The 20,576-nt window shown below is 38.6% G+C and carries 21 protein-coding genes; 7 read left to right on the plus strand and 14 right to left on the minus strand.

Going from position 1 to position 20,576, the window contains the following annotated elements; genetic code table 11:
* Window positions 1–24 precede the first annotated feature (24 nt).
* From dut to crp, 4 genes are read left to right on the plus strand one after another with little or no spacing between them, the layout of a single operon-like run.
* Window positions 25–480, plus strand: a complete 456-nt coding sequence (gene dut / locus C3V42_RS02240; protein WP_005631431.1) for a dUTP diphosphatase — start codon at window positions 25–27, stop codon at window positions 478–480.
* A 3-nt stretch (window positions 481–483) separates the two neighbouring features.
* Window positions 484–1,140, plus strand: coding sequence for a nucleoid occlusion factor SlmA (gene slmA, locus C3V42_RS02245; protein ID WP_048954244.1), 657 nt, complete (start codon window positions 484–486; stop codon window positions 1,138–1,140).
* A gap of 21 nt (window positions 1,141–1,161) precedes the next feature.
* Window positions 1,162–1,413, plus strand: coding sequence for a YheU family protein (locus C3V42_RS02250; RefSeq protein ID WP_005631427.1), 252 nt, complete (start codon window positions 1,162–1,164; stop codon window positions 1,411–1,413).
* Window positions 1,398–2,075, plus strand: coding sequence for a cAMP-activated global transcriptional regulator CRP (crp, locus tag C3V42_RS02255; protein ID WP_048954245.1), 678 nt, complete (start codon window positions 1,398–1,400; stop codon window positions 2,073–2,075). Before C3V42_RS02250 ends, crp begins: the two co-directional genes overlap by 16 nt.
* A 365-nt stretch (window positions 2,076–2,440) precedes the next feature.
* On the opposite strand, the gene rlmC is transcribed toward crp, so the two are convergent.
* The 10 genes from rlmC to rpmH form a co-directional block, all read right to left on the minus strand.
* On the minus strand, window positions 2,441–3,619 hold the full coding sequence (rlmC, locus tag C3V42_RS02260; RefSeq protein WP_106013501.1) for a 23S rRNA (uracil(747)-C(5))-methyltransferase RlmC: 1,179 nt from the start codon (window positions 3,617–3,619) through the stop codon (window positions 2,441–2,443).
* Entirely contained in the window at window positions 3,616–4,668 is a 1,053-nt protein-coding gene (gene nagZ / locus C3V42_RS02265) for a beta-N-acetylhexosaminidase (RefSeq protein ID WP_106013502.1), read from the minus strand. The genes rlmC and nagZ overlap by 4 nt, the downstream gene beginning before the upstream one ends.
* A gap of 3 nt (window positions 4,669–4,671) precedes the next feature.
* Window positions 4,672–5,022: a DUF1425 domain-containing protein gene (locus C3V42_RS02270; protein ID WP_106013503.1), complete on the minus strand. Its 351-nt coding sequence runs from the start codon at window positions 5,020–5,022 to the stop codon at window positions 4,672–4,674.
* The gene (gene hinT / locus C3V42_RS02275) at window positions 5,022–5,372 is read right to left on the minus strand and encodes a purine nucleoside phosphoramidase (protein WP_065246130.1); all 351 of its coding nucleotides are present in this window, start codon (window positions 5,370–5,372) and stop codon (window positions 5,022–5,024) included. Before hinT ends, C3V42_RS02270 begins: the two co-directional genes overlap by 1 nt.
* Before the next feature lie 78 nt (window positions 5,373–5,450).
* Entirely contained in the window at window positions 5,451–7,319 is a 1,869-nt protein-coding gene (gene ppiD / locus C3V42_RS02280; protein WP_106013504.1) for a peptidylprolyl isomerase, read from the minus strand.
* A gap of 191 nt (window positions 7,320–7,510) precedes the next feature.
* Window positions 7,511–8,869, minus strand: a complete 1,359-nt coding sequence (gene mnmE / locus C3V42_RS02285; RefSeq protein WP_106013505.1) for a tRNA uridine-5-carboxymethylaminomethyl(34) synthesis GTPase MnmE — start codon at window positions 8,867–8,869, stop codon at window positions 7,511–7,513.
* A 158-nt stretch (window positions 8,870–9,027) separates the two neighbouring features.
* Window positions 9,028–10,656: a membrane protein insertase YidC gene (gene yidC, locus C3V42_RS02290; protein WP_106013506.1), complete on the minus strand. Its 1,629-nt coding sequence runs from the start codon at window positions 10,654–10,656 to the stop codon at window positions 9,028–9,030.
* The gene (yidD, locus tag C3V42_RS02295; RefSeq protein WP_106013507.1) at window positions 10,656–10,916 is read right to left on the minus strand and encodes a membrane protein insertion efficiency factor YidD; all 261 of its coding nucleotides are present in this window, start codon (window positions 10,914–10,916) and stop codon (window positions 10,656–10,658) included. The genes yidC and yidD overlap by 1 nt, the downstream gene beginning before the upstream one ends.
* Window positions 10,880–11,239: a ribonuclease P protein component gene (gene rnpA, locus C3V42_RS02300; protein ID WP_106013508.1), complete on the minus strand. Its 360-nt coding sequence runs from the start codon at window positions 11,237–11,239 to the stop codon at window positions 10,880–10,882. Before rnpA ends, yidD begins: the two co-directional genes overlap by 37 nt.
* A gap of 12 nt (window positions 11,240–11,251) precedes the next feature.
* Window positions 11,252–11,386 (minus strand): 50S ribosomal protein L34, encoded by a 135-nt coding sequence (gene rpmH / locus C3V42_RS02305; RefSeq protein WP_005539760.1) that lies wholly within the window; start codon window positions 11,384–11,386, stop codon window positions 11,252–11,254.
* Between the two features lie 254 nt (window positions 11,387–11,640).
* Between rpmH and dnaA the strand changes: the two genes are divergently transcribed.
* From dnaA to recF, 3 genes are read left to right on the plus strand one after another with little or no spacing between them, the layout of a single operon-like run.
* A complete protein-coding gene (gene dnaA, locus C3V42_RS02310; protein ID WP_106013509.1) occupies window positions 11,641–13,005 on the plus strand; it encodes a chromosomal replication initiator protein DnaA in 1,365 nt (454 codons plus the stop codon).
* Between the two features lie 13 nt (window positions 13,006–13,018).
* The gene (gene dnaN, locus C3V42_RS02315) at window positions 13,019–14,119 is read left to right on the plus strand and encodes a DNA polymerase III subunit beta (RefSeq protein WP_106013510.1); all 1,101 of its coding nucleotides are present in this window, start codon (window positions 13,019–13,021) and stop codon (window positions 14,117–14,119) included.
* Window position 14,120: 1 nt separating this feature from the next.
* Window positions 14,121–15,200, plus strand: coding sequence for a DNA replication/repair protein RecF (gene recF / locus C3V42_RS02320; RefSeq protein ID WP_106013511.1), 1,080 nt, complete (start codon window positions 14,121–14,123; stop codon window positions 15,198–15,200).
* A gap of 41 nt (window positions 15,201–15,241) precedes the next feature.
* Here recF and leuD read toward each other — a convergent pair whose 3' ends face one another.
* From leuD to leuA, 4 genes are all read right to left on the minus strand, one after another.
* Window positions 15,242–15,844: a 3-isopropylmalate dehydratase small subunit gene (gene leuD / locus C3V42_RS02325; RefSeq protein ID WP_106013512.1), complete on the minus strand. Its 603-nt coding sequence runs from the start codon at window positions 15,842–15,844 to the stop codon at window positions 15,242–15,244.
* A gap of 10 nt (window positions 15,845–15,854) precedes the next feature.
* Window positions 15,855–17,264 carry a 3-isopropylmalate dehydratase large subunit gene (leuC, locus tag C3V42_RS02330; RefSeq protein ID WP_048954269.1) on the minus strand — a complete coding sequence of 470 codons (1,410 nt, stop codon included), beginning with the start codon at window positions 17,262–17,264 and terminating at the stop codon, window positions 15,855–15,857.
* An 88-nt stretch (window positions 17,265–17,352) separates the two neighbouring features.
* On the minus strand, window positions 17,353–18,429 hold the full coding sequence (gene leuB / locus C3V42_RS02335) for a 3-isopropylmalate dehydrogenase (RefSeq protein ID WP_106013513.1): 1,077 nt from the start codon (window positions 18,427–18,429) through the stop codon (window positions 17,353–17,355).
* A gap of 84 nt (window positions 18,430–18,513) precedes the next feature.
* Window positions 18,514–20,061, minus strand: coding sequence for a 2-isopropylmalate synthase (leuA, locus tag C3V42_RS02340; protein WP_106013514.1), 1,548 nt, complete (start codon window positions 20,059–20,061; stop codon window positions 18,514–18,516).
* Between the last annotated feature and the right edge of the window lie 515 nt (window positions 20,062–20,576).

Here is a 20,576-nt window from a genome sequence, read left to right on the forward strand (position 1 = left end):
AATGAATTTCAAACGGAGTATGACATGAAAAAAATTGACGTAAAAATTTTAGATTCTCGCATTGGAAATGAATTTCCTCTGCCAACTTATGCAACTGAAGGTTCGGCAGGTCTTGATTTACGTGCTTTGATCGATGAAAGCTTTGAAATTCAACCAGGTGAAACCAAATTAATTCCGACGGGCCTTTCAATTTATATTGCAGATCCAAATTTAGCGGCAGTGATTTTGCCTCGCTCTGGTCTTGGTCATAAACACGGCATTGTGCTGGGAAACCTCGTTGGGTTAATTGACTCCGATTATCAAGGGCCATTAATGGTATCAATGTGGAACCGTGGAAATGAGCCATTCAAAATTGAAGTCGGCGATCGCATTGCTCAACTTGTTTTCGTGCCAGTGGTACAAGCTGAATTTAATATTGTAGAAGATTTTCAACAAACCGAACGTGGTGAAGGCGGTTTCGGTCATTCAGGTAAACAATAATTTATGGTAGAAGAACAATTATCTTTATCGGGCGTGGAAGAAATTACGCCTAAAATTGAAACACCAAAAATTGAAAAAAGAACGGTAAAAGAACGTCGTCAACAAGTGCTTACTGTATTGATACATATGCTTCATTCCGAACGCGGTATGGAACGTATGACAACGGCTCGTCTAGCAAAAGAAGTTGGGGTATCTGAAGCTGCGTTATATCGTTACTTTCCAAGCAAAACAAAAATGTTTGAAGCCTTAATCGAGCATATCGAAAATACCCTACTAAGCCGTATTACCGCTTCTATGCGTAACGAAACCCAAACAATGAATCGCATTCATGATATTTTACAAACGATCTTAGATTTTGCCCGTAAAAATCCTGGGTTAACTCGAATTCTAACGGGCCATGCATTAATGTTTGAAGATGCGCAATTGCAAGTTCGAGTCGCACAATTTTTTAATCGTCTTGAAATGCAGTTTGTCAATATTTTACAAATGCGAAAATTGCGTGAAGGACGCGGCTTTAATGTGGATGAACGCATAATTGCTTCGCATTTAGTCACACTATGTGAAGGACAATTTATGCGCTATGTTCGTACTAATTTCCGTCTGAATGCAAGCCAGTCTTTCGAACAACAATGGCGTTTTATCGAGCCACTTTTTGCCTAATTGACTTTACCGAGTAAATATATGATTATTCCTTGGCAAGAACTGGAAGCAGAAACATTAGATAATATCGTAGAAAGCGTAATTTTACGCGAAGGAACCGATTACGGTATAGAAGAACTTTCACTCAACCAAAAAAAACAACTTTTACTGACTCAAATTCGCAATGGAATTGCGGTGATTGTATGGTCTGAATTGCATGAATCCATTGACATCAAAAATAAAACGGAATTTTTGAAACAGGAATGTAAGGAGCACGAATGTCAAATGAATTAACCGAAATTGATGAAGCATCAGTTCCACCACAGGAAGAAGAATCAACGACTCGAGATCCTATTTTAGACTGGTTTCTTACGCATTGCCACTTACACAAATATCCAGCAAAATCTACGCTAATTCATGCGGGAGAGGATGCAACTACACTTTATTATGTGATTAAAGGTACTGTAATGGTCTCTGCAAAAGATGATGAAGGAAAAGAAATGATCCTAACTTATCTAGGAGCCGGACAATTCTTTGGAGAAGCAGGGCTATTTGATGAAGGCTCAAAACGTTCAGCATGGGTTAAAACAAAAACAACATGTGAAATTGCTGAAATTTCCTATAAAAAATATCGTCAATTAATTCAAGCTAACCCAGAAATCTTAATGTTTTTAACCGCACAATTGGCAAGACGTTTACAAAATACTTCACGCCAAGTGAGTAATTTAGCATTCTTAGATGTGGCAGGTCGTATTGCTCAAACTCTAATGAACTTAGCTAAACAGCCTGAAGCAATGACACATCCTGATGGAATGCAAATCAAAATTACACGTCAAGAAATTGGACAAATGGTTGGTTGTTCACGAGAAACTGTAGGACGTATTATTAAGATGTTAGAGGATCAAAATCTTATTCATGCCCATGGAAAAACCATTGTTGTATATGGAGCAAGATAATTTTTCATCATAAATTATTCAATAATGAAACCATCCAAAATCAATTTGGATGGTTTTTGTTTAATTAGAAATAATATTCAAAACATTAATTGACAATTAATATAAAGGATTCTATCATTATTCAACTTCTTACGAATATAGTGGGAAGACAGGATTGGTCTCCTGATATAGTGGCTTTTAAAGGTTTATAACCTTATTGCATAGTTTTATGCCGCAAAAGCTAGAACACCAAGATGCATTTTCTAATCTATGGTGGGCTAGGTAGAAATCCCGCAGGGATGCGTGCAGTAAGCCACTTGCTGTTAAGACCAATTCTGCTTAGTTCCACCACCCTTCTTTCAAATCCCCAACCTTTTTATATTTCTTTAACTCTTCTTTTTTCTTTGTAGTAAAACTAATACTTCATAATGAGATGTTTGTGGAAACATATCAAAGAGTTGAATTTTCAATGGTTTATAAAAAGTGAGATACTGTAAATCCTTACCCATTGTTACAGAATTACAACTAGAATATAAAATAAAGTCCGATTGCATTTCGTTAAGAAATTCACTTAATTCCTTTCCAATTCCACGACGTGGTGGATTTACAATCACAAGATCTGGCTTATTCTCATTCTGATTTTTCATTACACTTGCGGCGTCTAGTGACTGGAAATCTACATGTTCTAAACCCAATATTTTAGCGGAATGACTCGCAGCAAAAATAGCGGATGAGGAAATTTCAATTCCAGTCAACTCAATACGTTTTCCCCATTTTTCCTGTAAAGCTTTAGCGCAATGTAAGCCAAATCCTCCCACGCCACAAAATAAATCCCAGACTTTATAGATTGGTAATTCACTCACCCATTTCTGGGCTGTAGCATATAATCCCGCCGCCACTTTAGGGTTAGTTTGAAAGAAACCTTGTGGGCGAATAAAGAGCGGAATATCATTGAAATTTTCAGGCAAAAATTGTTGTTCTGTCAGAAAAATTTCTTGTTCACCTTCTAAAATGGCCGCGTGCTGTGGCTGTAAATTAATGCTAACCACTTCTAAGTGCGGTAATTTTGCCAATAATTTTGGTAATTCTCGACGAATTAATGGCAATTTATGTTCTGTGCGCAACACAAAGCGCAACATTAATTTTCCCATCGCGATACTTTCTGTGAGCAGAATATATTTAAGCTCGCCTTTTTGTTTAGCAATGTTATAAGGTACTAAACCAGCACGGCCAATAAAATCCTTAAGAACAGGAAAAATCAATGAAAAATGAGTTGGATAAAGGGGACAATCACACAAATCAATCGAGCTTTGTGGATCATTAGGATTTTTTAAAATGCCAAGTATCGGGCGTTCAACACTGCCACTAACAACCATTTTAGCTTTATTACGAAAGCCTTGTTCATTAGATTGAAAAGGAGCCAACCATTGAGGTCCATCGCAATTAATAGAAATCAGTTGCTGCTTTAAATGATGTTGTTTTTCAGTCAGCTGCTGACTATAAGGTATTTCAAGCCATTGACAAGAACGACATTCATTTTGTTGATAGTATCGACAATCAATCATTTTCTTGCAGCCTGAATATCTAGCCAACGGCTTTGAATATCTGCGAGACTTCGATGATTCAGTTTCCAACGTTGATCTAAAACCAAGTCATTCCAATTAATCACTCCGCGTTTAAACAAACTTTGTAAACGAGCTTGACGAGCCATAAAGGGCGGTTCATTTTCAGTAAGTTTTAGATTATCTAATACTTGAATGACACCTTCACGTTCATTGCACAGTAATAAAAGATCACAACCTGCATTGAGTGCTTTTTTGCTACGCTCTACAAAATCACCCATTACGCCAGCACCTTTCATACCGAGATCATCGGAAAAAATTGCGCCTTGGAAATTTAGTTGTTTTCGTAAGATTTCTTTCAACCAATATTTTGAACCACTTGCTGGTTGACTATCACATTGTCTATAAATGACATGCGCAGGCATAATGGCATCGAGTTTATTTTGTGAAATCAACTGTTGGAAAGGTTGAAGATCGTAACTAAAAATTTCATCTTTTGTACGATCATCATAAGGTGTCTCTAAATGAGAATCAGCTAATACATGACCATGACCAGGGAAGTGTTTACCTGTAGAGGCCATACCTGCTTGATGCATACCATCAATAAAAGCGGTTGCTAAATTTACCGCACTTTTTACATCAGATGAAAAACTACGATCACCAATCGCTCGACATTCGTGTCCCAAATCCAACACTGGCGCAAAACTCAAGTCAATATCCAAAGCGATCATTTCTACCGCCATTTGCCAACCTGCTTCTTTAGCAAAACTCACTTGTTCAGTTGCTGACAATGTTTCTTGAAAAGCCTGCATTGAAGGTAACATTGTGAATCCATCGCGGAAACGTTGAACTCGTCCGCCTTCTTGATCCACCGTAATCAATAAAGGCTTTTTCACTCGTTGACGAACAGAACGAATCAATTCTTGAATTTGTTCTCTATCTTCAAAATTTCGAGTAAATAAAATCAATCCCGCAACAAGAGGGTGAGAAAGTAACTCAACTTCCTCTTGTTCCAACTCTTTTCCTTTTAAATCAATTAACAACGTGCTCATAAATTATTTTAAATAAAGTCGGTAATTTTTACTTTCTACAGTAGGTTTAATTAAATCAATCGATTTCTCTTCTTGTGGTTTTAGTAAAAATTGAGCGGAATAGCTTTCTTGCTGATTTTCCCAAGTTTGGGTTACCCCTAAATGATCGTACCAATACAAGTAGTAACTTATATTCAAAAGTTGCTGACTTTTATTTTTTATAACCGCTGATTTTTGACTCGTTTCAACTTGAATTAAAGGTGAAAGATTAGATGTGATATTCAAAATCGGCTTCGTTGAATAAGTTAAGTTTTCTACTGAACTTGAACAAGCAGCGAGCACAAGGCTCGCCAAAATTAGAAAATATTTTTTCATTATTTCGCTAACATTCTACCTAAAGGTTCACCACCGACTAAATGCATATGTAAATGGAATACTTCTTGTCCACCATGTTTATTACAATTCACAATTAGGCGGTAACCGTCTTCCGCAATACCTTCTTCTTTAGCGAGTTTAGCCGCTACACTAAATAATCGACCTAGCGTTAGTTCATCTTGCTCCGTCACGTCATTCACTGTTGGGATTACTTTATTTGGAATGATCAAAATATGTGTTTTAGCTTGCGGTGAAATATCACGAAACGCAGTGACTAATTCATCTTGATAGACGATATTTGCAGGAATTTCTTTACGGATAATTTTGCTAAAAATTGTTTCCTCTGCCATTGTTTGCTCCCTATAAAAAAGTGCGGTGAATTTACCGCACTTTTTATCAAAATTTATCTGAGATTGCAATTTAATCAATTATTGCTGTGCTTCATCATCTTGATTAATGAAAGAGTCATTGACTTCAATTTTTGCTCTCTCACGCAATCCTTGCATTAATTGCGCTTGAACTTCAGCCTGACTTGTACGTAATAATTGGGCACTAAATTGGCTTAATTCTTTATCGTTAAGCACGCCGTCTTCTACTTTATTTAAAGCAATAATAACTACATCGCCTTTCTCATTATGAGCAACTTGGTAAACCGTTTTACCTGATGTTGGTTTAGCAATTGAAAATACATCATTTGTTAAAATTGGATCTTTATTTTCACTTAAAGTAAAACTCTGCTCACTTGAGAAATTAATTCCATCCACTTTCGATTCAGCATTTTCGCTTAATGCTTTCACCACTTGTTGTGCTTTTTCGTTAAGAACATTTTCAGACTTCTGGCGTTTTAAGAACATTTCAATATCTGCTTTCGCATCTTCCAATGTTCTCACACCTTCAGGTTTGTGCTCTAACACACGCACTACAATAGCGTGATAATCGCCAACATTCAAAGGCTCTGAATTAGCGCCTCCATTGGCAATATCAGATTCAAAAACCGCAGAAACTACATTAGGGAAATTTAATTCTGCAGGTACATTTTGACGAGAAAAATAACCGCTTTCTTGAACTTTAACACCTGCAACTTGTGCCGCACTATTCAACGATTTACTATCCTCAAAAGCCTTATCACGAACTTGCTTTTCAATTGCGTAATAACGATTTTCTAACAAGGATTTACGAACTAAATCTGCAACCTGTGCTTTCACTTCATCTAAAGTTTGAGCTTTACGCTCTTGCACTAAAACAATATGGTAATTGCCATCCACATTGATTGGTTGGCTATATTGACCTACCTGCAATGCAGCTGCAGCATCTTCAAAGGCTTTTGGTAATTCATTCGCATTTACCCAACCTAAATCACCACCATTCTCACCAGAAACTTTATCTAAAGATTTAGCTTTAGCTACATCAGCGAAATTTGCACCTTTTTGTAATTCATCGTAAGCCACCTTAGCATCTTGATCATTTGCAAATTGAATATGTGCTAAACGCTGAGTCATAAATTGAGCTTTATTATCTTGATAATATTGCGCAATTTCTACATCTTTAACTTCGATACCTTTTTCGATTTGGCTACCAGAGAGATCAATATATTGAACCTTCACTTGCTCTGGCTGAACAAAAGATTTTTGATTAGCCTCGTAATAAGCTTTAATTTCATCATCAGATACCGCTTGCTTTGCCATTTCATCAGCAAGAGATAATGTTGCTAAACGAACTGAACGCTTTTGAAAGAAAACTTCTGCGGTATTTTTTGCTTGAGCAGGCACGATAAACTCACTGTTAGCAACACCACTTTGCATTTGTTCAAGGGTTAATGCGCCACGCAAAATAGCTGCATAACCATCTGACGTTAAACGATTTTGTTGTAATACTTGTTGATAAACACCGTTATCAAATTTTCCATTAACTTGAAAATTAGGATCCGTCACGATTGCTCGTTTAATCATTTCATCACTGACGCCTAATTTTAATTCTTTCGCATATTGACGGAGCAATTCTTGATCAATCATTCGATTAATGGTGCTTTGACGAAGTGCGGTAACAAATTCAGGAGAATCTGACTGAGCCATAAATGCTTCGCCTTCGCGTTGTGCACGAGCCTCAAATTCTTGGTTATAGCGATTTAAAAAATCTTGTTGCGAAATCACTTCACCATTAACTTTTGCAGCGTAAGTATCATTTGAACTAAAAAGATAGCCAGACATACCGCCGACTAAAAACGATAACGTGATCAAAGCCAGAATAAACTTAGCAGCCTTTGAATTTGATAAATTGTGCATTTTTTCAATTAACATTCTATAACCCTTGTTATAAATATAAAATTTTCCCCGATTATAATCTAAACGTAGAAAATTAGCATCTTAAAAAGTGAAAACACCGTGCTCATAAAGCAAGCTAATGCCAATTCCAATCAGCACTATGCCACCCAAAATCTCCGCTTTTGATCTAAATTTTTGCCCAAGAAAATGACCGCACTCTACTCTTGCTATTTTCCAATACAGAAAGAACTAAAAATATTACCTAGCAAGTCATCTGATGTGAATTCACCTGTAATTTCACTCAAGTGAGTTTGTACTAAGCGTAATTCTTCCGCTAAAAGTTCTCCCGCGTGAAATTCTGTAAGTTGAACCAAACCGATTTGTAAATGCTCTGCGGCTTTCTCAAGGGCATCTAAATGACGACGACGAGCTAAAAAGCCGCCTTCCATGCCTGTTTGGAAACCCATTGCTTGTTTCAAATGATCACGTAAAAGTTGTACACCATCATGTGTTTGAGCAGAAAGACTAATCATTTGATACCCGTCTTCTTCGCTTTTATTTGCTTGTTCGCCATTTAAATCAATTTTGTTTCGAACAATAGTGACAGGCAACGTTGTGGGTAATTTTGCTAAAAATTCTGACCGAACTTTACTTAAATCTGCACTTTCAGGATCGCTACTATCTAACATCAAAATAATACGATCGGCTTGTTCAATCTCCGTCCATGCGCGAGAAATGCCAATGCGCTCGACTTCATCGGTTGCATCTCGAAGACCCGCTGTATCAATAATATGCAATGGCATACCGTCGATATGAATATGCTCACGCAGTACATCACGCGTTGTACCCGCAATATCTGTAACGATAGCCGCTTCGCGACCAGCAAGCGCATTAAGCAAGCTAGATTTGCCTGCATTTGGGCGACCGGCAATCACCACTTTCATGCCTTCACGTAAAATAGAACCTTGTTTGGCTTCTGAGCGAACATCTTCTAACTGATTAATAATACCGCGTAAGTTTGCTTCAATTTTTCCATCCGCCAAGAAATCAATTTCTTCATCAGGAAAATCAATGCTTGCTTCTACATAGGTGCGTAAGTAAATAACAGAATCAACTAATTCATTTACTTTCTTTGAAAATTCACCTTGTAAAGATTTTAATGCTGAGCGTGCGGCTTGTTCTGATGTTGCATCAATTAAATCCGCAATGGCTTCCGCTTGAGCAAGATCCAATTTATCATTCAAAAAAGCTTGTTCAGAAAACTCACCTGGTCTGGCCAAACGGATTCCATCAATTTGTAAAATACGTTTGAGTAATAAATCTAATACAACCTGCCCACCGTGACCTTGCAATTCCAATACATCCTCACCAGTAAATGAATTTGGTGATTTGAAGTAAAGGGCAATCCCTTGATCTAAAACAGTGCCATCAGCATCCTTAAAAGGGAGATAATCAGCCATTCTTGGCTTAGGACATTTTCCCAACACCGCTTGTGCAACTTCTGTTGCTAAAGGCCCAGAGACTCTTAAAATCCCAATACCACCACGACCTGGCGCAGTAGCTTGAGCAACGATTGTTTCTTTCATAAAAAACTCTTTAAAATCTAGCCGCACTTTTAATTTAGAGGGATAACCCTTATCCCTGTTTCTACTAAAAAAACTCTATCTCTACAAAATGCGGAATATATTAAGATCAAATAATAAAGAAAGGCACTATTCGTGCCTTTCTTTTTGCCAGTTAGTGACTATTTCTTACGGGAATGTAACCCTTTTTTCTCTAACCCTCGATAAATTAATTGCTGTTGTGCAATTGTAATTAAGTTAGAAACTAACCAGTACAACACTAAACCAGCAGGGAACCATAAAAAGAAGAACATAAAGACTAATGGCATAAAGTTCATCACTTTTTGCTGCATTGGATCAGCCACTGGTGTTGGCGACATTTTTTGCAACAAGAACATTGAGATACCCATTAAAATAGGGAAAATATAATAAGGATCTTGTGCTGATAAATCTTGAATCCAACCAAAGAACGGAGCGTGACGTAATTCAACTGCTTCCATAAACGTCCAATACAATGCGATGAAGATTGGCATTTGAAGAAGAATTGGCAAACAACCACCAAGTGGATTTACTTTTTCTTCTTTATAAAGTTTCATCATTTCTTGGCTCATACGTTGGCGATCATCACCGAAACGTTCACGCATTTCTTGCATTTTAGGTTGCAACATACGCATTTTAGCCATTGAAGTATATTGTGCTTTCGTAAGTGGATACAAAATTGCTTTCACCACGATTGTTACACAGATAATCGCTAAACCCCAGTTAGACACAATCCCTTGAATAAAGGTTAATAACCAGAATAACGGTTTAGCAATAAACCAAGCCCAACCATAATCAACTGTTAAATCTAAGTGATTTGCCACAGTAGCCATTTGATTTTGAAGTTTAGGGCCAGTCCATAATGAACTTGTAATCGTCTCTTGACCACCAGCAGGAATAGTGACAACTGGGCCACGATAACCGATTGAAGCGACATTATTTTTAGTATCTGTAATTGTGTAAAGCTGATTATTTACATCTTGATTAGGGATCCAGGCAGATACGAAATAATGCTGTAATACTGCAACCCAACCAGCTTTAGTATCAATAGAAAGATTATTATCCTTCATATCGCCAAAACTATATTTTTTATAGTTAGTTTCTGAAGAAGAATATGCGCCACCAGTGTAAGTTGGCATTGCGACATTACCAGAGCTTTCAACAATAGAATGTTTTAATTGACCATAAGGTTCCACTTCAATAGCTTGACCACTTTGGTTATCAATCTTGTAATCTACGCCTAAATCATAGCTACCGCGTTTTAATACAAATATTTTTTGATAAGTCACACCATCTTTTTCAAAAAGAAGAGGAACTGAAAGAGACGCTTGACCATCTGCTAATTTAAAATTATCGCCTTCAATTTGATATTGCGCACGACCAGAACGAGTATCGATACCGTTCTTACCAATTAAACCACTTTGTGCAATATACACATGTTCTTTGGTGTCTTTTAATAACTCAAACGGTGTTTTTGAATCCAATTCTGCATCATATTTTAATAATTCAGAACTAATTACATCACCACCTAAAGTATCAACTTTCAAACGGAATACATCGTTTTCAAGGGTAATAATACGGCCATGAGTTTGAGAATCTGCTACAACTTGTGAATTAGAAGAAGGAGAACTTGCCGGAACATCAGAATTGGCAGTCATTGAAGTTGTTTGCTCAGTTGGCACCTGTGGATTTTTATCCAACTGCCATTGCTGATAAACAAGGAAAGAAATAAAAATTAGCGCTAACACTAATAGGCTACGTCTTGAGTCCATTATTTTTTCTCATCGTTATTATTGATTTTAGGTGGAACAGGATCGAATCCACCAGCGTTCAAGGGGTGACATTTTAATACACGTTTTAGAGTAAGCCAACTACCTTTTAACAATCCATGTGTTTTTAACGCTTCAATGCCATAGCAAGAACAAGTAGGCACAAACCGACAACGCGGTCCGATAAGAGGACTAATAACAAATTGATAGAAACGAATAAATCCAATTAAGATTTTTGCACCAAACGAATGTGTCGTTGCCATAATTTTTCTAAGATTTGCACAAAAGAGCTATTATCAAGATTACCAATACCACCTTTTGCAACAAAAACAAAATCACATGCGGGTAAACGATGTTGCGATAAACGAAAACTTTCTCGTACTAAGCGTTTAATACGATTACGATCATGAGCTCGTTTTAAGTGTTTTTTAGCGACAGTCAAACCTAAGCGAGGATGCTCAAGATTATTTTTTCTGGCAAGGATGGTTATTTCTGGAGTGCTAGCTCTGAACGGTTGTTCGAAGACATTTTTGAATTGAATGGGAGTTAACAAACGTAACTCCCTTGAAAAGTTCAGCTTAACCACTAAGAACGGTGATTATGCAGATAAACTTTTACGACCTTTAGCACGACGACGCGCTAAAACTTGACGGCCATTTTTAGTTGCCATACGAGCACGGAAACCGTGAGTACGACTACGTTTTAATACAGAAGGTTGAAATGTACGTTTCATTGTAATCTACCTAAATCCAGATTATGAGTTAATAAAAATAGAGCGCAATTTTAATCATAAAATACGCGTTCGTCAAATAAGAAACGGAAATTTTTCGGGAAAAACTCTCGGACTTCCAAAATCGGGAGGATTATACGGATTTTTGTATAAATCTCAAGCCGATTTTTTAGAAGATCTTTCCACGCATTTATTGTAAAATCTCCGCCAATTTTTACCGCACTTTTCTCTATTAAAAAAACAACAAGGATCCTTTTGTGAATCTCTCAAATCTTTGGCAAAGTTGCCTGTTACAACTTCAAGATCAAGTTTCAGCCAGCGATCTTAGCACTTGGCTTCGTCCTTTACAGGCTGATGTGGTGGCGGATAACCACATTGTTTTATATGCTTCTAATATGTTTGTGAAAGGTTGGGTGGAAACTCATTATCTCGCACAAATCCAGCAAATTTGTCAAACACTTGCACAAAATCCTGAACTGCGTATTTCTTTAAAAGAAGGGATCAAGCCTGCACCTAAAGTAGTAGAAAGCGTACCAAGTGGCAATCCTAAAACAGAAAGTGCGGTAGATTTTCAAGCTGAATCTACTGCTTCAGTAAAATTTGAATCTCATCTAAACACTAAACACTTATTTGATAACTTTGTTGAAGGTAAATCGAACCAACTCGCACGCGCAGTCGGTCAAAAACTTGCTCAAGCACCAGGCGAACCTTCGGCCAATCCTTTCTTTTTATATGGTGGTACAGGTTTAGGTAAAACCCACTTGTTACACGCGATTGGCAACGGCATTTTAGCCAATAAACCGAATGCGCGTGTGCTTTATATTCACGCAAATAACTTTATGCAACATATGGTAAAAGCAGTGCGTGATAATAAAATGGATCAGTTCAAAAAATTCTATCGTTCTCTCGATGCACTTTTAGTAGATGACATTCAATTTTTCGCTGAAAAAGAAAAAACTCAAGAAGAATTCTTCCATATATTCAATAACTTATTTGAAACTGGTCGCCAAATTATCTTAACATCAGATCGTTATCCTAAAGAAATTGAAAAAATTGAAGAACGTTTAAAATCACGTTTTGGCTGGGGCTTAACAACAGCCATTGAGCCGCCCGATCTTGAAACGCGTGTAGCGATTTTATTGAAAAAGGCGGAAGAACATAATATGAACTTGCCAGAAGAAGTCGCTTTCTTCATTGCTCAACGCTTGCGTACCAACGTGCGTGAACTTGAGGGTGCGTTAAATCGCGTGAAAGCAATGCAAGACTTCAAAGGTGGCGACATTGATATTGATTTCGTGCGTGACACCTTAAAAGATATTTTGGCTCTTCAAGAACGCTTAGTTACTATTGAAAACATTCAAAAGGTAGTGGCTGAATATTATCGAATTAAGGTTTCAGATTTAAAATCAAAAAGTCGTGCGCGCTCAGTGACTCGTCCACGCCAAATTGCAATGGCATTAGCAAAAGAATTAACAAACCGCAGTTTGCCAGAAATCGGTCGCGCCTTTGACCGTGATCACACGACCGTATTAAACGCTTGCCGCGAAGTACCAAAATTCCGCGAACAAGACAATAGTATTCAAGAAGATTGGGCGAATTTGATCCGCACTTTGTCCGCATAAAAAGGAGAACGCAATGCAATTTAGTATTTCAAGAGAAAATTTATTAAAACCGTTGCAACAAGTATGTGGCGTATTGAGTAATCGTCCAAACATTCCTGTATTAAACAACGTGTTGTTGCAAATTGAAGACAATCGTCTGACTATCACAGGCACAGATTTGGAAGTTGAACTCTCTAGTCAAACTCAGCTTTCATCGTCTTCTGAGAATGGCACCTTTACGATTCCAGCAAAAAAATTCTTAGATATTTGCCGCACTTTATCTGATGATTCAGAAATCACGGTTACTTTTGAAGAAGACCGTGCATTAGTGCAGTCTGGACGTAGCCGTTTTACGCTAACAACCCAACCTGCCGAAGAATATCCCAACCTCACGGATTGGCAGTCTGAAGTAGATTTTGAACTACCGCAAAATACCTTGCGCCGTTTAATTGAAGCCACTCAATTTTCTATGGCAAACCAAGATGCGCGCTATTTCTTGAATGGTATGAAGTTTGAAACAGAAGGCAATTTATTGCGTACAGTGGCAACAGATGGCCATAGACTTGCAGTGTGCACCATCTCGCTTGAACAAGAATTACAAAATCATTCTGTGATTTTACCGCGTAAAGGCGTGTTAGAACTGGTTCGTTTATTAGAAACAAGTGATGAGCCGGCACGTTTACAAATCGGTACCAACAATTTACGTATCCATTTAAAAAATATTGTATGTACATCAAAATTAATTGATGGTCGTTTCCCTGACTATCGCCGAGTGTTGCCTCGTAATGCAACGAAAATTGTCGAAGGCAGCTGGGAAATTCTTAAACAAGCCTTTGTTCGCGCATCAATCTTATCGAATGAGCGCGTGCGTAGCGTGCGTTTAAATTTAAGCGAAAACCAACTAAAAATTACCGCCTCTAACACCGAGCATGAAGAAGCGGAAGAAATCGTTGATGTTAATTACAATGGCGAAGAATTAGAAGTGGGATTTAATGTCACCTATATTCTTGATGTACTAAATGCACTTAAATGCAATCAAGTTCGCATGCGTCTAACTGATGCCTCTTCTAGTTGCTTAATCGAAAACTGCGAAGACAGCAGTAGCGAATATGTAATTATGCCAATGCGTTTATAATATGGCGATTTCGCGTTTATTGGTCGAAAAATTTCGTAACTTAACAGCCGTGGATCTGAATTTTGATCCCGGCTTTAACTTTTTGGTCGGTAACAATGGCAGCGGGAAAACGAGCCTATTAGAAGCAATTTTTTATCTTGGTCACGGACGCTCATTCAAGAGTGCGGTAACAAATCGCATCATTTCTTACGACGAACCTCACTTTACCTTATTTGGACAAATCCAAGAAAGCCAACATCAATGGTCAGTGGGGTTACAAAAACTTCGTCAAGGCAACACGTTAGTAAAAATTAACGGTGAAGATGGCAATAAAATTTCCGATCTTGCTCATCTTTTGCCAATGCAATTAATCACCCCAGAGGGCTTAACCTTACTGAATGGTGGTCCAAGTTATCGTCGGGCATTTTTGGATTGGGGACTTTTTCACCATCAAACAAGTTTTTATACTGCTTGGAGCAATCTTAATCGATTACTCAAACAAAGAAATGCAGCGCTTGCACAAAATCAGCCCTACTCCGCTATTAAAGTTTGGGATGTCGAGCTTGCCAAACTCGCTCATCAAGTGAGTCAATGGCGTGCCGAATATGCAGAAGCACTACGCCCTAAAATCGAGCAAACTTGCCAACTTTTCCTCCCTGAATTAGAAATTAATGTCAGCTTTCATCAAGGATGGGAAAAAAATACGGATTACGCTGAGGTTCTTGAGCAAAATTTTGAACGAGATCGTGCCTTAAATTACACATTTTCTGGACCTCAAAAAGCTGATTTTCGTTTCAAAGCACAGGGATTGCCAGTGGAAGATGTACTTTCTCGCGGACAGCTTAAACTTTTAATGTGCGCATTGAGACTGGCTCAAGGCGAGCATTTAATGAAAGAAAAGCAACGCCATTGTATTTTTTTGATCGATGATTTTGCATCGGAATTGGATCAATATAAGCGAGCACTGTTGGCAGAACGATTACAACAAAGTGGCTCACAAGTGTTTGTCACAGCCATTACTCAAGAACAATTAAAAGAGATGCAAGTCGAAAACAGAAAAATGTTTTCAGTCGATAATGGAATCATTAAAACCTTAGATTAGATCAAAAAGTACGGTGAAAAATCACCGCACTTTCATCTTTTTTAGCGCAAGAACGCTGGGATGTTTTTCTCGTATTCTGAGATTTTGTCTTCATGCTGAAGGGTTAAACCGATATTATCCAAGCCGTTTAACAAACAATGACGGCGGAATTCATCCAGTTCAAAGGTATAAACTTTGTCGCCGACTGTCACGGTCATGGCTTCTAAATCAACATGGAGCTGATTGCCTTCATTTGCCCACACCCACTGGAAGATTTCTTCTACTTCTTCTTCGCTTAAACGGATCGGTAACATATGATTGTTCAAGCTGTTGTTATAGAAAATATCTGCAAAACTTGGTGCGATCATCACTTTGAAACCGTAATCGGCTAATGCCCAAGGCGCATGTTCACGAGATGAACCACAGCCAAGGTTTTTACGTGCTAATAAAATGGTCGCGCCTTGATATTGTGGATAATTCAACACAAAATCTGGATTTGGTTTAGTGCCTTCTACATCCAAATAACGCCATTCATGGAATAAGTGTTTACCGAAACCTACGCGCGTAATGGCTTGTAAAAATTGTTTTGGAATAATCGCATCCGTATCCACGTTTGCCGCATCCAATGGCACTACTAGGCCTGAAAGTTGTTTAAATCCTGCCATTTTCTGCTCCTTAGTTTAATGTTACGTCACGAATATCAACGAATTTACCGAACATTCCCGCAGCCGCTGCCATCGCAGGGCTCACCAAGTGAGTACGACCATTACGGCCTTGGCGACCTTCAAAGTTACGGTTTGAAGTAGAAGCACAACGTTCCCATTCGCCTAAACGGTCATCGTTCATTCCTAAGCACATTGAACAACCTGGATTACGCCATTCAGCACCTGCTTCAATAAAGATTTTATCCAAGCCTTCTTTTTCCGCTTGTTCTTTCACTAAACCGGAACCTGGTACCACTAAAATCCGTTTTACATTGTCGGCTTTTTTACGACCTTTCATCACTGCCGCTGCTGCGCGTAAATCTTCAATGCGCGAGTTGGTGCAAGATCCGATAAATACTTGATCAACTTTAACTTCTTTTAAATTAGTGCCAGCTTCTAAGCCAATATAATGTAAGGCTTTTTCTGCCGAAGCACGCTGTACAGGATCTGCCATTTCTTGCGGATTTGGTACGGTTTCATTCACAGAGATCACCTGCCCCGGGTTGGTACCCCAAGTTACTTGTGGTGCAATGTTTTTTGCTTCTAATGTTACCACCGTATCAAATTTTGCATCGTCATCAGATTTTAAGGTTTTCCAATAAGCGACAGCATCATCCCAATCTTTACCTTTCGGTGCATGTGGACGACCTTTTAAGTATTCGAAAGTGGTTTCATCTGGTGCGATTAAGCCGGCTTTCGCGCCCATTTCAATCGCCATGTTGCACACCGTCATTCTGCCTTCCATAGAAAGATCTCGAATAGCCTCGCCGCAGAATTCCACTACATGGCCTGTGCCGCCCGCCATAGTGGTTTTACCGATAATGGCAAGAATAATGTCTTTGGCGGTAATGCCCGGTGCCACTTTGCCGCGAACTTCAATTTTCATGCTTTTTGCGCGAGCTTGTTTTAAGGTTTGTGTGGCTAATACGTGTTCTACTTCGGAGGTGCCGATACCAAATGCCAAAGCACCAAATGCGCCGTGTGTTGCGGTGTGTGAATCGCCACAAACGATCGTCATGCCTGGTAAGGTTAAGCCTTGTTCAGGCCCCATCACATGTACGATTCCCTGCTCTTTTGTTGTCATATCAAATAATTTGATACCCGTCGCTTTGGTATTTTTATCAAGTTCTAACACTTGGATTTTCGCTTGTCCTTCAAGTTTGTTCACATCACGTACTTGAGTAGAAATGCTGTGATCCATTGTGCCAAAAGTTTTATTCACTTGGCGCACTTGGCGCCCCGCAACACGCAAACCATCAAAGGCTTGTGGACTAGTCACTTCATGGATCAAATGACGGTTAATATACAAAATCGGCGTTTCGCCCTCTGCTTCATACACAATGTGCGAATCAAATAATTTTTCGTAAAGAGTTTTTGCCATAATATTTCTCAATTCGTTAGAGGCTTTTGTTAGGGTAAGTACGGTTAAAATCCGAGGTATTTTTGAACCGCACTTTCATTGTTTTTTATTAGATTGCTTCAGCAATCAATGTACCCATTTCCGCCGTTGAAACAGGAGCAGAATCATCGGCTAAATCACCAGTACGGTGACCTTTTGCTAAGACTTTTTGTACCGCATTTTCAATGGCATCTGCGGCTTCGTTTAAGTTGAAGCTGTAACGCAGCATCATTGCCGCAGAAAGAATTTGTGCGATTGGATTAGCAATGCCTTTGCCTGCGATATCTGGGGCGGAACCGCCAGCCGGTTCATATAGGCCGAAACCTTCTTCGTTTAAGCTAGCGGATGGCAACATCCCCATAGAACCCGTGATCATTGCCGCTTCGTCAGAAATAATGTCGCCGAAAATATTAGAGCAAAGTAAAACATCAAAAGATTCTGGTGCTTTGATTAATTGCATTGTGGCATTGTCGATATAAATGTGTTCTAAAGTGACTTCAGGGTAGTTTTTTGCCATTTCTGTCACGGTTTCACGCCATAAAATAGAAGACTGCAATACGTTCGCTTTATCCACAGAAGTGACTTTTTTATTGCGTTTCATCGCTGCCTCAAAAGCCGCACGTGCAATGCGTTCAATTTCATATTTGTAATAAACTTCGGTATCGAATGCTTTGGTTTGTGCACCTTCGCCTTCACGGCCTTTAGGCTGACCGAAATAAATCCCGCCCGTTAATTCACGCACTACCACCATATCAAATCCTTTCGCCGCAATATCCGCACGTAATGGGCAGAATTTTTCTAAGCCTTTATAAAGGGTTGCCGGGCGAAGGTTACAGAATAATTTGAAGTGTTTACGCAATGGCAATAACGCACCACGTTCCGGTTGTTGATCCGGTGGTAAATTTGTCCATTTTGGCCCCCCTACAGAACCAAACAAAATCGCATCCGCTTCATCACAACCTTTTAAGGTTTCTGCAGGTAATGGGCAACCACAATGATCAATTGCAGCACCACCTACATAAAATTCATTGAAGTTAAGTTTAAAACCGAATTTTTCTTGAACTTTATTTAATACTTTAATGGCTTCAGCCATCACTTCTGGACCAATACCGTCTCCCGGTAGAACAGCGATGTTGTATGATTGCATATTATTTTTCCTATTTCAGTCACACTAAAGTGCGGTTAATTTTTTTCACATTTTCTCCCCTCTTTTATAAAGAGGGGAATTGGGTTAATGATGTTTGTGGCTTTTAATATCGGCGACTTTATGCGCTCGATAAATCGCATTGATCGCGTGGACTAAAGCAAGTGCAGAAGATTCAACGATGTCTGTTGCTAAACCAACACCATGGAATTTACGCCCTTCGTGTTCAACGACAATATCCACTTGCCCTAATGCTTCTGCCCCCTCGCCTTTAGCGGTTAAGTTATAGTGAGACATTTTGATTTCTAAGCCAGTTAAATTTAAGATGGCGTTGTAAACCGCATCCACTGGGCCATTGCCGCCAATTGAAGACGTACTTAATTTTTCGCCATCCAACTTCAATTGAACAAAGGCTGTTGCAGGATATTCTTTCGTTGAATGAGCAGAAAGTTTATCTAATATCAAACGATCCTCATCGCCTTGTTGCATATCAATAAACGCCAAGGCTTCTAAGTCATAATCAAATACCTGACCTTTTTTATCCGCTAATTTTAAGAACGCATCATACAATTTATCCAAATCATAATCTTGTTCATTATAGCCCATATCCGTCATATGGCCTTTCACAGCCGCACGACCAGAACGTGCAGTTAAATTCAATTTTTCTTTTTTTAAACCGATCGTTTCTGGAGACATAATTTCGTAGGTATTTTTGTTTTTCAACATACCATCTTGATGGATGCCAGAAGAGTGCGCAAAAGCATTTGAACCCACAATGGCTTTATTCGGCTGAATCGGCATATTGCAAAGCTGGCTAACCATTTGACTCACACGATGAATTTCTTGCGTGTTGATGCGTGTATCCACACCCATAAATTCTTGGCGAACTTTCATTGCCATCACCACTTCTTCCAAGGCGGTATTGCCTGCTCGCTCGCCGATACCGTTGATAGTACATTCAATTTGACGCGCACCATTTTGTACTGCAGTTAAAGAATTAGCGGTTGCCATACCTAAGTCATTATGGCAATGAACAGAAATCACAGCTTTGTCGATATTCGGCACGCGGTTGCGCACTTGAGCAATAATGTTGCCGTATTCATTTGGTAAACAAAAACCTACTGTATCGGGAATATTTACTGTAGTTGCACCCGCATTGATTGCTGCTTCAACAATACGACAGATATTATCAATACCTGTACGGCCGGCATCTTCGCAAGAGAACTCAACATCATCCGTATAATTACGTGCGCGTTTCACTGCTGCAACAGCCATTTCTACCACATCATCAAAAGAACGTTTTAATTTCGCTTCAACGTGCAATGCTGAACTTGCAATAAAAGTATGAATACGGAATGCTTCAGAGACTTTCAATGCTTCGTATGCAGCATCAATGTCTTTATCTACAGCTCGAGATAACGCGGCAACACGAGAATTTTTGATATGACGCGCAATGGTTTGAACAGACTCAAAATCTCCTTGAGAAGAAACGGGGAACCCCACTTCCATTACATCCACGCCTAAACGTTCAAGTGCTAAAGCAATCTGTAATTTCTCTTTTACCGTCAAACTTGCTTTTAATGCCTGTTCCCCATCACGCAAAGTCGTATCAAAAATAATAACGCGATCTATCATAATTTATATCCTTCTTAAATCACTCCGAAAGTGCGGCGCATTTTCCTGTATTTTTTAGACAAAAAACCCGCAGCTTATAAAGTGCGGGTTTAAAATTGGGTATTTACATCTGATGTTTTTCATCCACAACTTAGCCGCACACAAAATGTGAGAGCAGCAGGTTGAGAGATAAAGAAACAATACGAGACATAAATAAAAATCCTTCTGTGTAAAACACTTTTCATATTACGAATAAAAAACTGGCTGTCAAACTATTTTTTAGCGTTTTATATCAAAAACAATCATCTCAACACAAAACAAAATATACATTTAACTAATAAATTCAAAATAAAAAGAATATTCAACCAAGTAGATTATAATCGGCAAATTTTTATTATTGAATTTTCTACATTTTCAAAATAAGAAAAATTTTGCAATTTTTTACTCATCAAAAAGAATTTTTGCGATCTATATCGCAAAATGCTTTCAAGTTAATCGTTTCTTTCACTCGTTTTTTCCATACTAAATTTTCAAAT

This window comes from Haemophilus sp. oral taxon 036 (genome assembly GCF_002998595.1).
Classification (GTDB): domain Bacteria; phylum Pseudomonadota; class Gammaproteobacteria; order Enterobacterales; family Pasteurellaceae; genus Haemophilus; species Haemophilus haemolyticus_K.

Coding starts and splice junctions, on each gene's coding strand:
- yidD (WP_106013507.1), bottom strand. CDS start 10,916: ATGGCAACGACACATTCGTTTGGTGCAAAAATCTTAATTGGATTTATT.
- dut (WP_005631431.1), top strand. CDS start 25: ATGAAAAAAATTGACGTAAAAATTTTAGATTCTCGCATTGGAAATGAA.
- C3V42_RS02250 (WP_005631427.1), top strand. CDS start 1,162: ATGATTATTCCTTGGCAAGAACTGGAAGCAGAAACATTAGATAATATC.
- C3V42_RS02270 (WP_106013503.1), bottom strand. CDS start 5,022: ATGAAAAAATATTTTCTAATTTTGGCGAGCCTTGTGCTCGCTGCTTGT.
- recF (WP_106013511.1), top strand. CDS start 14,121: ATGGCGATTTCGCGTTTATTGGTCGAAAAATTTCGTAACTTAACAGCC.
- leuD (WP_106013512.1), bottom strand. CDS start 15,844: ATGGCAGGATTTAAACAACTTTCAGGCCTAGTAGTGCCATTGGATGCG.
- leuB (WP_106013513.1), bottom strand. CDS start 18,429: ATGCAATCATACAACATCGCTGTTCTACCGGGAGACGGTATTGGTCCA.
- slmA (WP_048954244.1), top strand. CDS start 484: ATGGTAGAAGAACAATTATCTTTATCGGGCGTGGAAGAAATTACGCCT.
- yidC (WP_106013506.1), bottom strand. CDS start 10,656: ATGGACTCAAGACGTAGCCTATTAGTGTTAGCGCTAATTTTTATTTCT.
- nagZ (WP_106013502.1), bottom strand. CDS start 4,668: ATGAGCACGTTGTTAATTGATTTAAAAGGAAAAGAGTTGGAACAAGAG.
- mnmE (WP_106013505.1), bottom strand. CDS start 8,869: ATGAAAGAAACAATCGTTGCTCAAGCTACTGCGCCAGGTCGTGGTGGT.
- dnaN (WP_106013510.1), top strand. CDS start 13,019: ATGCAATTTAGTATTTCAAGAGAAAATTTATTAAAACCGTTGCAACAA.
- leuC (WP_048954269.1), bottom strand. CDS start 17,264: ATGGCAAAAACTCTTTACGAAAAATTATTTGATTCGCACATTGTGTAT.
- ppiD (WP_106013504.1), bottom strand. CDS start 7,319: ATGTTAATTGAAAAAATGCACAATTTATCAAATTCAAAGGCTGCTAAG.
- crp (WP_048954245.1), top strand. CDS start 1,398: ATGTCAAATGAATTAACCGAAATTGATGAAGCATCAGTTCCACCACAG.
- leuA (WP_106013514.1), bottom strand. CDS start 20,061: ATGATAGATCGCGTTATTATTTTTGATACGACTTTGCGTGATGGGGAA.
- hinT (WP_065246130.1), bottom strand. CDS start 5,372: ATGGCAGAGGAAACAATTTTTAGCAAAATTATCCGTAAAGAAATTCCT.
- rpmH (WP_005539760.1), bottom strand. CDS start 11,386: ATGAAACGTACATTTCAACCTTCTGTATTAAAACGTAGTCGTACTCAC.
- rlmC (WP_106013501.1), bottom strand. CDS start 3,619: ATGATTGATTGTCGATACTATCAACAAAATGAATGTCGTTCTTGTCAA.